The sequence below is a fragment of the Pseudomonas sp. 9_2_1 genome (assembly GCF_059295275.1).
In genome coordinates this window covers 6038160-6049989 of sequence record NZ_CM181239.1, presented here as the reverse complement: position 1 = coordinate 6049989, position 11830 = coordinate 6038160, and the positions used below count along the sequence as shown (strand labels likewise).

The following is an 11830-nucleotide window of genomic DNA, read 5'->3' as shown; positions in this document are numbered from 1 at the left end:
TTCATCTCTGGAAAACTCCATTAGTCAAAGGCTTTCTGGGCAGGCGCAAACTGAACGCTTGGACGGTGGTTTTGCCAGAGAGTTCGCCATCCGTGGCCTGAACGGTCTGTTGTCGGCTCAGTGGCTGCCGGAGTGACCGAAGCCGCCAGCGCCACGCTGGCTCTCGTCAAAGGCTTGGACTATGTCGAAGTGCGCCTGCACCACCGGGACCAGTACCAGCTGGGCGATGCGCTCGCCAACGGCGATGGTGAACGGGGTGTTGCCGCGGTTCCAGCACGACACCATCAGCTCGCCCTGGTAGTCCGAGTCGATCAGGCCGACCAGGTTGCCCAGCACGATGCCGTGCTTATGGCCCAGGCCCGAGCGCGCCAGGATCATCGCCGCCAGGCCCGGGTCGCCGATGTAGATCGACAGCCCGGTAGGGATCAGCAAGGTCTGGCCCGGCTCGAGAACGGTGTCCTCCTTGAGCAGGGCGCGCAGGTCCAGGCCGGCGGAGCCGGGGGTGGCGTACGTCGGCAGAGGGAAGTCGGTACCCAGGCGTGGGTCGAGGATCTTGGCTTGAAGAGCGTGCATGTAACTTATTGAACCTGATTGAGCCGTTCGGCGATGAAGGCGACCAGTTGCCGGGCGATCTTGCCTTTGCTGGTCTGCGCGAAGAGGGTTTGGTGCTGCTGGCGGTCGATCACGGTCAAGGCGTTTTCTTCGCTGTTGAAGCCGATGCTGGGGTTGGCCACATCGTTGGCGACGATCAGGTCGAGGTTCTTGTCCTTGAGCTTGCGCGTGGCGTAATCGAGCAGGTGTTCGGTTTCGGCGGCAAAGCCGACGCTGAACGGGCGGTCGGTACGGCCAGCAATGGTGGCAAGGATATCGGGATTGCGCACCATCTGCAGCAGCATGCCGTCGCCGGTCGTAGGATCTTTCTTCAGTTTTTGTGTGGCAACGACTTCAGGGCGGTAGTCCGCAACCGCAGCCGAGGCAATGAACAGGTCGCACGGCATGGCCGCCTCGCAGGCCGCGAGCATGTCCCGCGCGCTGACCACGTCGATGCGGCTGACCCGGTCGGGGGTTGGCAGGTGCACAGGGCCCGTGACGAGGGTTACCCGAGCCCCGGCTTCGGCAGCCGCTTCGGCCAGGGCGAAGCCCATCTTGCCGGAGCTATGATTGGTGATGTAGCGCACCGGGTCGATGTTTTCCTGGGTCGGGCCGGCGGTAATCAGCACGTGCTTGCCGGTGAGTGCCTGGCGCTTGAAGCTTTCTGCGGCGCACCAGGCCAGGTCGGTGGCCTCAAGCATGCGGCCCAGGCCCACGTCGCCACAGGCCTGGCTGCCGGAGGCCGGGCCGAACACCTGGATGCCACGGCTCTTGAGCAGCTCGAGGTTGGCCTGGGTGGCCGGGTCGCGCCACATGGCCTGGTTCATGGCCGGGGCCACGGCGACGGTAGCATCGGTGGCCAGCACCAGCGTGGTCAGCAAGTCGTCGGCCATGCCCTGTGCCATGCGCGCCATCAGGTCGGCGGTAGCCGGGGCGATCAGCACCAGGTCGGCCCACTTGGCCAGTTCGATATGGCCCATGGCCGCTTCGGCGGCAGGGTCGAGCAGATCCATGTGCACCGGGTGGCCCGAGAGCGCCTGCAGGGTCAGCGGGGTGATGAACTCGGCACCCCCACGGGTCATGACGACGCGCACTTGCGCGCCGTGCTCGAGGAGACGGCGAATCAGTTCGGCGCTTTTGTAGGCGGCAATGCCGCCCCCCACGCCGAGAACGATGCGCTTGCGATACAGCCGCTGCATAGGCTTGCCTTTTTCCAGTGAGAGCGGGCGGCGACGTTTGAAAATGCCTGCGGCAGAACGTCGCATGTACGAGGCGAAATAGATTAACACAGGGCCGAAACGGGCCGCAGCATGGGCAGAGGGGCGGGATGAATATCAGGGACTGGCCGGCTGAAGAGCGGCCGAGGGAGAAGTTGTTGCAGCGAGGGGCTGCCGTGCTGTCGGATGCAGAGTTGCTGGCGGTGCTGCTGGGCTCGGGAGTAGCCGGGCGTAACGTGCTGGACCTCGCGCGGGGGCTGCTGGTGCGCTTTGGTGGCCTCAGGCAGTTTCTTGAGGCTGATCGTGAAGCCGTGCTGTGCGAGCCGGGTATTGGCGTCGTGAAATACGCACAGCTGCAGGCGCTGTTGGAGATTGGCCGGCGGTACCTGGATGCAAGCATCGAGCGCGCAGCAGTGCTTGATGGCCCGTGGGCGGTGCGGCGCTATCTGAAGGCGATGCTACGGCATGAGGCCAGCGAAGTATTCGGTTGCCTGTTTCTGGACACCAAGCACAGGCCGCTGGCCTTCGAGGTCTTGTTCAGGGGCACCATAGACCGGGCCAGTGTCTACCCGCGAGAAGTTGTGAGGCGGGCGTTGCAGCATAACGCCGCAGCTTTGATCCTGTGTCACAACCATCCTTCGGGCAACAGTGAGCCGAGCCAGGATGATGTGCACCTGACCCTGTCGTTGAAGCGGGGGTTGGCGTTGATCGATGTGCGGGTGCTGGATCACATCATCATTGGTGACGGGGAACCATTGTCGATGGTTGAGCAGGGGTGGATTGTGGCCTGAGGCGGGTCAATAGGGTCAGGGCTGCCGGGCGCCTGTCTTGAGATGTCTGGCGCCTGGGAGATCGAGCGCCGCCCGCGGCGGCGCATCGCGGATAAATCCGCTCCTACATCTGTTGCAACGTGCCGAACCTGTTACGCCATAGTTGCCAGCCCTGACGCATGACTTGAGACTTGCAAGCCGGCTGACAACCATGGCCTCACAGGCATGGCCACGTTGCAACAAATGTAGATACTCTGTTGGCGGTCAAGCTTTTCTGAGGTGTTCAGAGCTGAAAAGCTTGGCCGTATCAAATGGCACATCCCCGCGCATGCATGCCCAGATACCTGTCAGGTATTTGCGCATGACAGCGGCGATAGCTTGCATTTTTTTCTTGCCTCTACCGATCAGCGACTCGTAAAAGGCCTTTGCATAAGGGTCACAGCGCACCGCAGTCAACGCTGGCATATACATGGCTGCGCGTAGATACGCATTCCCACTCTTACCGAGCCGGCCTGGCTTGTCGATGCTTGTTCCAGATTGTGTCTGTCGAACATCCAGCCCCGCATGGCGTGCTACCTGAGAGGACTTGAGCAGTTCAGGCAGTGTGGTCAATTCAGCCAAAGCTGCAAGTGCCGTAACTTCTCCTATTCCGGGGCCTGCGAGTAGTTGCTTGTATTGCTGGGTGAGGGTTGGACATTGGGCGATCAGTTCGCGTCCTGCTTTACGAAAGCGCTCAATGCGAGTGTCCAGGGTGGCAATCGCCTCCTCCTGATCCTCGATCAAAATAGAAATGGTCGTAGCGGTCGCCTGCAGTGCATGCAGCTCATTTTTCGCCCTGGTGCGGTGTCCTACCAGCCGATTGATGTGCCGACCGAGGGCCCTGAGCTCAAGCTGTACAGGGCTTGGCGGTGTCCACAAGCGCGGCGTCATACGCTCGCCGTACTCGGCTAGCAACTGAGCATCTATTGCATCAGTCTTGCTGTTGACCAGCATGAGCTTGGCGAAGTTATGGAAACTTTTGGGGTTGATGACTGAAACAGGAAGGTCGGCCGCATGCAGCTCAAGCGCGAGGTCCAAATAATAGATCCCCGTGGCCTCCATCACGATCGTCTTGGGTTTGAGGGCCTGCAGTTTTTTCACCGCTGCCTTGCGGCCAGCGGGTGTCTGGGCGATGTCCCATTGCCCGACAGGGCGCCCATCTTTACGCACCCCAGCAATCGAAGTACGCGAACCGATATCCACGCCAACACAGACACTCATTCTTCCCACCGCATGTGAGTTAGGTAACAATGGCCTCCGGTTCCCCGACCTCGAAATTCATGCCGCTGCAACCTTGTAATGCGAAGTCCGACTAGTCGGCTTCTCGATACTCTTCGTAGTGGGCAATGAGGCGGGGGACCTCTCTACATACAAGGTCAGGGCAAGCCTGCCTTCAGGAGCGATCGGTCTCCCCGGAAGTGCTTCTCGAACCTGACCAGAATAACCTCTCTCGTCAGGGTCAGACACAACATACAAGGAGCGGATTTATCCGCGATGCGCCGCGCGGGCGGCGCTCGATTTCACAGGCGCCACACCCCTCAAGGCAGGCGCCCCTAACTCACTTGGTCACCGAAACCTTACTGAAGTCCAGCCGCCCGAACGGGCTCACCTGATATCCCTCAACCCCCTGGCGCAGCAGCGTCGCCGCCGTTGGATGCGCCAGTGGCACCCACAGCGCCTGCTGCTGGATCAAGGTCTGCGCCTGCTGATACAGCCGGCTGCGCACGCTCTGGTCATTGGTGGTGCGCCCGGCGCTGATCAGCTGGTCCAGGCGGTTGTCGCAGAAGCGTGCGAAGTTGGTCCCCGACTCCACCGCCGCACAGGAAAACTGCGGGCTGAGGAAGTTGTCCGGGTCGCCATTGTCGCCCGCCCAGCCCATGAACAACAGGTCATGCTCGCCCGCCTTGGCGCGGCGGATCAGCTCGCCCCATTCGATCACGCGGATCTCCGCTTTCACGCCGATCTTGGCCAGGTCGGCCTGCAGCATCTGTGCACCCAGGCTTGGGTTGGGGTTCAGCAGGCTACCCGACGGACGGGTCCAGATAGTGGTGCTGAAGCCTTCTGCCAGGCCAGCCTTGGTCAGCAGGGCCTTGGCTTTTTTCAGGTCCAGTGGGTAGCCGGGCAGATCCTTGGCGTAGCTCCAGGTATTGGGCGGGTAGGGCCCGTTGGCGGCCACCGCAGAGTCTTCGAATACCGCCTTGAGGTAGGCCTGCTTGTCGAAGGCCAGGTTGATCGCCTGGCGCACTTCCGGCTTGTCCAGCGGCGGGTGCTGGCTGTTGATGGCGACGAAGGCGGTCATGAACGCCGGGGTGGTGGCGACCTTGAGGTTGCCATCCTTGCCGGCCTCGGCAATGTCCAGCGGCTTTGGCGACAGGGCCACCTGGCACTCGCCACGCTTGAGCTTCTGCAGGCGCACGTTGGCATCGGTGGTGATGGCGAAGATCAGTGGGTCGACCGCCGGCTTGCCGCCGAAGTAGTCCGGGTTGGCGCGATAGCGCACCACGGCGTCTTTCTGGAAGCGCTGGAACACGAACGGACCGGTGCCGATCGGCTGGCTGTTGAGCTTCTCGGGCGTGCCGGCCTTGAGCAGCTTGTCGGCGTATTCGGCGGAATAGATCGAGGCGAAGCCCATGCTCAGGGTGGCCAGGAACGTGGCGTCGGGGTGGCTGAGGGTGAAGCGCACGGTGTTCGGTGCCGGGGCCTCGATCGCCTTGATCAGGCTGGCCAGCTGCAGCGACTGGGCATGCGGGTAGCCGCCTGGGGCGCTCTTGTGCCAGGCGTGGGCGGGGTAGAGCATGCGCTGGAAACTGAACAGCACATCGTCGGCATTCATTTCGCGGCCGGGCTTGAACCAGGCAGTGGTGTGGAACTTCACGCCATCGCGCAGGGTGAAGTCATAGACCAGGCCATCGGCCGATACTGTCCAGCTAGCCGCCAGGCTCGGTACGACCTTGCCTTGCGCCGCATCGAACTCCACCAGGCGGTTCATCAACACATCGGCCGTGGCGTTGGTGGTGGTCAGCGAGTTGTACTGAACCACATCGAAGCCTTCCGGGCTGGCCTCGCTGCAGACGCTCAGCGGGGCAGCCTGAGCAACGCCGGCGGCGAACAGGGTGCCCGCAGCGAACAGGGAGTTGAAAAACAAGGAAAGGGCGGCAGCACGCATAGTGGCTCCTTGGCTGTCAGTGGCCCATCTGCCAGTGCAGTCTGGAAAAGGCCTACCCTAGTGCGCCCGCCGGTAAATGACCACACCCTTTTTTACAAATCTCGCGACGAGCGGTCGACGGCTGGCGGGGCCTGCCGCTATGCTGGCCCGGCGCGTTCTGGCTTGCAGCAATGTGCATCTACAGTTGTTGCAGCCAAGTCTTTCTGGTATAAAGCAGCGCTCTTTTCTAGGGGCTCGGCCTGTCGCATAAGCGGATCCGGTCGATAAGACCTCCAGAATCACGGCGCCCTGGCGCCAAAGACTGAGAGATTAAGCGGCCAACCCATGCCGGGTTGGGCATGTGGTTTTAGAGGGCTGAGTCATGTCGAGAGTCTGTCAAGTTACTGGTAAGGGTCCAGTAACCGGGAACAACATTTCCCACGCAAACAACAAAACCCGTCGTCGTTTCCTGCCGAACCTGCAGCACCACCGTTTCTGGGTTGAATCCGAGAAGCGTTTCGTGCGTCTGCGCGTTTCCGCCAAAGGCATGCGTATCATCGACAAGCGCGGTATCGACGCCGTTCTGGTCGACCTCCGCAAAGCTGGCACCAAGGTTTAAGGGAGAGCATCATGCGTGAATTGATCCGTCTGGTTTCGAGTGCCGGTACCGGCCACTTCTACACCACCGACAAGAACAAGCGCACCACCCCGGACAAAATCGAGATCAAGAAATACGATCCGGTTGTTCGCAAGCACGTGGTGTACAAGGAAGCCAAGATCAAGTAATTGATCGGCGACCTGAAAAAAACCCGCATCCGTAAGGACGCGGGTTTTTTTATGTCTACAGCCGGCTCAGTTGAAGTCGAAGCCCTGGATCAGCAGGTCGGCGCCGGCCTTGATCTGGATGCGTTCAACGTCGTACTCGCGGGTGCATATCTCATTGGGGCCAACCACCCGCTTGCGGCCGGTGAGGGTGCAGATGGTGTCCTTCAGTTCTGGCGCGTACCGGGTGCCGATCAGGTGGGCGAGGGTTTGCAGGGCTTCTTCGTTGGTCATGGTGATCTTCCTGTTGAAGTTGCGTGGCCCGACATGGGCAGGGCCATGCTCACGCACGCCAGCTGGCTTGCTGCGCTAAATAGTTATTTCTGTTCAAACATCACATAGATCTTGCGGCAAGGCTCCAGCACCTCCCAGGTGCCCTTGAACCCGGCCGGGATGACAAACCGATCACCGGCACGCAGGGTTTTCGCCCCGCCATCCTGGTCGCGCAGCACCGAAACACCCTGGACGATCTCGCAGTACTCGTGCTCGGTGTAGTTCACTGTCCACTGGCCCACCTCACCTTCCCACACACCGGCGGCAAACTGCCCGCAAGGGCTGGAGTAGTGGTTGTAGACCGCCTGGTCCGGTTCGCCCTTGAGGATTTTTTCCGCCGCCGGGCGGTAGCGTTCGGCTTCGGTGATGACCTGTGCGAAGTCGATGATGCTGGCGATACTCATGGTGCGGCTCCTGTTGTTGTTTAATAAAATGAACATCAGTAGGCTTTTGAGCCTTCCGTGTCAAATATATTGATAGTTTACAGCGGCTGGTTTAGGGTATCGCTTGCCCGTGTGCGCTCGTCGCCCGGCCAGAATTTCGACAACGCCTGTGAGTCCTCAGTGCGGCGTTGCACCTAAACAAGAGGAGGAGTTTCGTATGACCACCCTGACCCGTGCGGACTGGGAACAACGTGCCCAGCAACTGAAGATCGAAGGCCGTGCCTTCATCAACGGCGAATACACCGATGCCGCATCCGGTGAAACCTTCGAGTGCCTGAGCCCGGTCGACGGACGCTTCCTGGCCAAGGTTGCCAGCTGCGACCTGGCCGATGCCAACCGCGCTGTGGAAAACGCCCGTGCCACCTTCAATGCCGGTGTCTGGTCGCAACTGGCCCCGGCCAAGCGCAAGGCCAAGCTGATCCGCTTCGCCGACCTGCTGCGCAAAAACGTAGAAGAGCTGGCGCTGCTGGAAACCCTGGACATGGGCAAGCCGATCGGCGACTCCTCCAGCATCGACGTACCGGGTGCGGCCCAGGCCATCCACTGGACTGCCGAAGCCATCGACAAGGTCTACGACGAAGTCGCCCCGACCCCGCACGACCAGCTTGGCCTGGTAACCCGCGAAGCGGTGGGTGTGGTTGGCGCCATCGTGCCGTGGAACTTCCCGCTGCTGATGGCCTGCTGGAAGCTCGGCCCGGCGCTGGCCACCGGTAATTCGGTGGTGCTCAAGCCGTCCGAAAAATCGCCGCTGACCGCCATTCGCATTGCCCAGCTGGCCATCGAAGCCGGTATCCCGGCTGGCGTGCTGAACGTGCTGCCAGGCTACGGCCACACCGTGGGCAAGGCCCTGGCCCTGCACATGGACGTCGACACCCTGGTGTTCACCGGTTCGACCAAGATCGCCAAGCAGCTGATGGTCTACGCGGGCGAATCGAACATGAAGCGCATCTGGCTGGAAGCTGGCGGCAAGAGCCCGAACATCGTCTTCGCCGACGCCCCGGACCTGCAAGCTGCCGCCGAGGCTGCTGCCAGCGCCATCGCCTTCAACCAGGGCGAAGTGTGCACCGCAGGCTCGCGCCTGCTGGTCGAGCGTTCGATCAAGGACAAGTTCCTGCCTATGGTGATCGAAGCCCTCAAAGGCTGGAAGCCAGGCAACCCGCTGGACCCACAGACCACTGTCGGTGCCCTGGTCGACACCCAGCAAATGAACACTGTGCTGTCCTACATCGATGCGGGTCACAAAGACGGCGCCAAGCTGGTCGCCGGTGGCAAGCGCACCCTGGAAGAGACTGGCGGTACCTACGTCGAGCCGACCATCTTCGACGGCGTGACCAACGCCATGAAGATCGCCCAGGAAGAAATCTTCGGACCGGTGCTGTCGGTGATCGCCTTCGACACCGCCGAAGAGGCCGTGGCCATTGCCAACGACACGCCGTATGGCCTGGCGGCGGGCATCTGGACGTCGGACATCTCCAAGGCCCACAAGACCGCCCGCGCCGTGCGCGCCGGCAGCGTCTGGGTGAACCAGTACGACGGCGGCGACATGACCGCACCGTTCGGTGGCTTCAAGCAGTCGGGCAACGGCCGTGACAAGTCGCTGCATGCGCTGGAAAAATACACCGAGCTGAAGGCAACCTGGATCAAGCTGTAATCCAGAGGTTGGGGCCGCCACGCGGCCCTAGCAATAGCCGGGTCGGCTCACGCTGCCCCGGCTTCGTTGTTTTTGCTGTTCAAGAATTTTGCAAGGGAGGCTGCAATGCGTTGGGGTACCTACTTCGCCGTACTGGCGTCCGTGCTCAGCGTCGGGCTGGCGCTCGGCGTCAGCATGCCGCTGGTGTCCCTGCGCCTGGAGGCCTGGGGCTATGGCAGCTTCGCCATCGGCGTGATGGCGGCGATGCCGGCGTTGGGCGTACTGGTGGGTGCCAGCCTGGCCAGCCGCCTGGCCGGCTGGGTCGGCGTGCCTGCGGCCATGCGCCTGTGCCTGTGGGGCGGGGCGCTGTCGATCGGCCTGGTCGCACTATTGCCCAGTTATCCGTTGTGGCTACTGTTGCGCCTGATGATCGGCATGTCGCTGACTGTGGTGTTCATCCTCGGCGAAAGCTGGATCAACCAGCTGGTGGTCGAGCGGTGGCGCGGCCGGCTGGTGGCGCTGTATGGCAGCAGCTACGCCCTCAGCCAGCTGGCCGGGCCGTTGGTGCTGGGCTTTCTCGGCTCTGACGATGACTTCGGCTTCTGGGCCGCAACCGGCCTGCTGCTGTTGGCGCCGCTGATACTTCTGAAGCGTGGCGGTGCACCCAGCACGGAAGCCTGCAATGTCACCTTCCGCGACCTGTTCGCCTTCTGCCGGCGGTTGCCGGTGATCGCCTGGGCCATCGCCCTGTTCGCCTCGTTCGAGGCGATGATCCTCACCTTGCTGCCGGTGTATTGCCTGCAGCAGGGCTTCACTACCGAAATCGCCTTGTTCATGGTCAGTACCGTGGTGGTGGGGGATGCGGTGCTGCAGCTGCCCATTGGCGCGCTGGCCGACCATATGTCGCGGCGTACCTTGTTCACCGGCTGTGCGGTAACCCTGCTGGTGTCCAGCCTGGCGATTCCGCTGTTGCTGCATACCCCGGCCATCTGGCCATTGTGGGTGTTGTTCGGCGCCAGTGCCGGGGGCTTGTTCACCTTGTCGCTGGTGCTGATCGGCGAGCGCTACCGCGATGATGCGCTGGTACGGGCCAATGCCCACGTGGCGCAGCTGTGGGGTATTGGCTGCCTGCTTGGGCCGTTGCTGGCGGGGGCGGGGAGCCAGTGGGTCAGCGGGCATGCGTTGCTGTTGCTGATGGCTGTCGGGGCTGCCGGGTTGGTGGTGCTTACCCAGCGGCGCGGGGCTTTTGAGCCGGCGTCTGCCTGAGGGATTTTGGGGCCGCTTTGCGGCCCATCCGACCGGTCCGGCGCCCCCGGCAAGGCCGCTCCTACAGCATCTTTTCCAGGCCAACTGCCTTGCTGATCCACGCATTGAAGCGCCGCCAGAGCCCACCCGGCTCGGCTGTCAGCATGTGCCGCCGGCCATCGTCCTCGGTCGCCCATACCATCTTGTCCCCCACCAGCTTCACCTGGTAACTCAACGCTGGCGCCATACCCTGGATTGCCAGTTCACGGGTGTATTCCGCCAGCTCCGGGCTATCCACCAGTACGCCGACCTCGGTATTCCACAGCACCGAGCGCGGGTCGAAGTTGAACGAGCCAATGAAGGTCTTGCGCCGGTCGAAGACGATTGCCTTGCTGTGCAGGCTCGAGTCCGAGCTGCCCCGGAAGCTCAGGCGCCCGGCGCTTGGGTCACCTGGCTGGCGACGCAGCTCGTACAACTGCACGCCATGCTCCAGCAGCGCGCGGCGGTAGGGCGCATAGCCGCCGTGCACCGCCGGCACGTCGGTGGCCTCCAGCGAGTTGGTCAGCAGCTTGACCGAAATGCCGGCGTCGGCACTGTGGGTCAGGTACAGCAGGCCGGATTCGCCAGGCACGAAGTACGCCGACACCAGAATCAGTTCGTGCTGCACATTGCCGAGGTCGGGGGCCAGCTGCTGGGTCAGCAGCAGGTGCGGGTCCGGTTCGTCGTCGGCCAGGACTTTGCTGGGCGCATCCCACAGGGCCTGGCTATGGGCCCAGATCAGCTCGTTGCGCCAGATATCCAGGCGAGGCTGCGACTGATAGGCCATCAGGCGGTCGTACAAGGCTTTACGCCTGGTACGTGCCTCGGCCAGGGATGTCTCCAGGCGATGGCGGCTGGCGCGCAGGTCGGCGGCGTCCGGCTGCCGCCAGAGAAAATCGCCGATGGGGCGGCTGAGGGCGCTGTTCCAGTATTGATCGAACCCATGTCCCAGCTGCTCGGCCACCGGGCCTACGCCGAGCAGGTCAATGTCGGTGAAATTGAGGTTGGGCTCGGCATCGAAATACTCGTCGCCCAGGTTGCGCCCGCCAACGATCGCCATGCTGTTGTCCACCAGAAACAGCTTGTTGTGCATGCGCCGGTGCTGGCGCGACAGGTTGAACAGGCGGCCCACGGCGCGCGTCACGCCGGTGCTGCGGCCCAGATGCAGCGGGTTGAAGACGCGGATCTGGATGTTCGGGTGGGCGTCGAGGGTGCCCATGATGGTGTCCAGGCCGTCGCTGGTGGTGTCGTCGAGCAGAACGCGCACGCGTACCCCACGGTCGGCGGCGCGCAGCAGTTCATGGACCAGGGCGCGCGTGCTGAGGCCGTCGTGGACGATGTAGTACTGCAGGTCAATGCTGGCCTGGGCGTTGCGGATCAACTCGGCGCGGGCGCGGAATGCTTCGTTGCTGTTGGGCAGCAGGCGAAAGCCCGAGCGGCCACCGTAGGGTGAGGCCTGGCGCAGCACCGAGCGACCGAAGGCCGAGTCATGGGCGGGCAGCGCCTGGCTGGTTTCGCGGGGTGGGCCGACGCTGGCGCAGCCGACAAGGCCGAGCAGCACCAGCAGGGGCAGGGCTCGCTGGAGTCTCAAGGGTGGATCGTCCTGTGCGGCGAAA

At 62.7% G+C, this 11830-nt stretch carries 12 protein-coding genes; 5 read left to right on the top strand and 7 right to left on the bottom strand.

Translation table 11 applies throughout. The features are described 5' to 3' along the window. Positions 1-117 precede the first annotated feature (117 nt). Together dut and coaBC are read right to left on the bottom strand one after the other, a co-directional pair. Positions 118-573 (bottom strand): dUTP diphosphatase, encoded by a 456-nt coding sequence (gene dut / locus AC5O5I_RS27415; RefSeq protein ID WP_494511849.1) that lies wholly within the window; start codon positions 571-573, stop codon positions 118-120. Between the two features lie 5 nt (positions 574-578). After that, positions 579-1790: a bifunctional phosphopantothenoylcysteine decarboxylase/phosphopantothenate--cysteine ligase CoaBC gene (gene coaBC, locus AC5O5I_RS27410; protein ID WP_186671865.1), complete on the bottom strand. Its 1212-nt coding sequence runs from the start codon at positions 1788-1790 to the stop codon at positions 579-581. A 128-nt stretch (positions 1791-1918) separates the two neighbouring features. Between coaBC and radC the strand changes: the two genes are divergently transcribed. Next, positions 1919-2599, top strand: a complete 681-nt coding sequence (gene radC / locus AC5O5I_RS27405) for a RadC family protein (protein ID WP_172223127.1) — start codon at positions 1919-1921, stop codon at positions 2597-2599. Between the two features lie 243 nt (positions 2600-2842). Here the strand turns inward: radC and AC5O5I_RS27400 are convergent, their stop codons facing one another. Further along, entirely contained in the window at positions 2843-3838 is a 996-nt protein-coding gene (locus AC5O5I_RS27400; protein WP_494511534.1) for an IS110 family RNA-guided transposase, read from the bottom strand. Between the two features lie 337 nt (positions 3839-4175). Continuing rightward, positions 4176-5783 carry an ABC transporter substrate-binding protein gene (locus tag AC5O5I_RS27395; protein ID WP_172287607.1) on the bottom strand — a complete coding sequence of 536 codons (1608 nt, stop codon included), beginning with the start codon at positions 5781-5783 and terminating at the stop codon, positions 4176-4178. 361 nt (positions 5784-6144) lie between these two features. Here AC5O5I_RS27395 and rpmB point away from each other — a divergent pair, with 361 nt between their 5' ends. Further along, entirely contained in the window at positions 6145-6381 is a 237-nt protein-coding gene (rpmB, locus tag AC5O5I_RS27390) for a 50S ribosomal protein L28 (RefSeq protein ID WP_172223119.1), read from the top strand. A gap of 11 nt (positions 6382-6392) precedes the next feature. Then, positions 6393-6548: a 50S ribosomal protein L33 gene (gene rpmG, locus AC5O5I_RS27385; RefSeq protein ID WP_003253507.1), complete on the top strand. Its 156-nt coding sequence runs from the start codon at positions 6393-6395 to the stop codon at positions 6546-6548. Between the two features lie 66 nt (positions 6549-6614). Here the strand turns inward: rpmG and AC5O5I_RS27380 are convergent, their stop codons facing one another. Then, positions 6615-6818 (bottom strand): hypothetical protein, encoded by a 204-nt coding sequence (locus AC5O5I_RS27380; protein WP_172223115.1) that lies wholly within the window; start codon positions 6816-6818, stop codon positions 6615-6617. Between the two features lie 83 nt (positions 6819-6901). After that, positions 6902-7261: a cupin domain-containing protein gene (locus AC5O5I_RS27375; protein WP_112249410.1), complete on the bottom strand. Its 360-nt coding sequence runs from the start codon at positions 7259-7261 to the stop codon at positions 6902-6904. A gap of 196 nt (positions 7262-7457) precedes the next feature. Between AC5O5I_RS27375 and AC5O5I_RS27370 the strand changes: the two genes are divergently transcribed. Then, positions 7458-8951, top strand: a complete 1494-nt coding sequence (locus tag AC5O5I_RS27370; RefSeq protein WP_172223110.1) for an aldehyde dehydrogenase — start codon at positions 7458-7460, stop codon at positions 8949-8951. A 105-nt stretch (positions 8952-9056) separates the two neighbouring features. Further along, entirely contained in the window at positions 9057-10196 is a 1140-nt protein-coding gene (locus tag AC5O5I_RS27365) for an MFS transporter (protein ID WP_172287602.1), read from the top strand. Positions 10197-10257: 61 nt separating this feature from the next. On the opposite strand, the gene AC5O5I_RS27360 is transcribed toward AC5O5I_RS27365, so the two are convergent. Continuing rightward, positions 10258-11805, bottom strand: coding sequence for a phospholipase D family protein (locus AC5O5I_RS27360; RefSeq protein ID WP_172223100.1), 1548 nt, complete (start codon positions 11803-11805; stop codon positions 10258-10260). Positions 11806-11830: the final 25 nt, after the last annotated feature.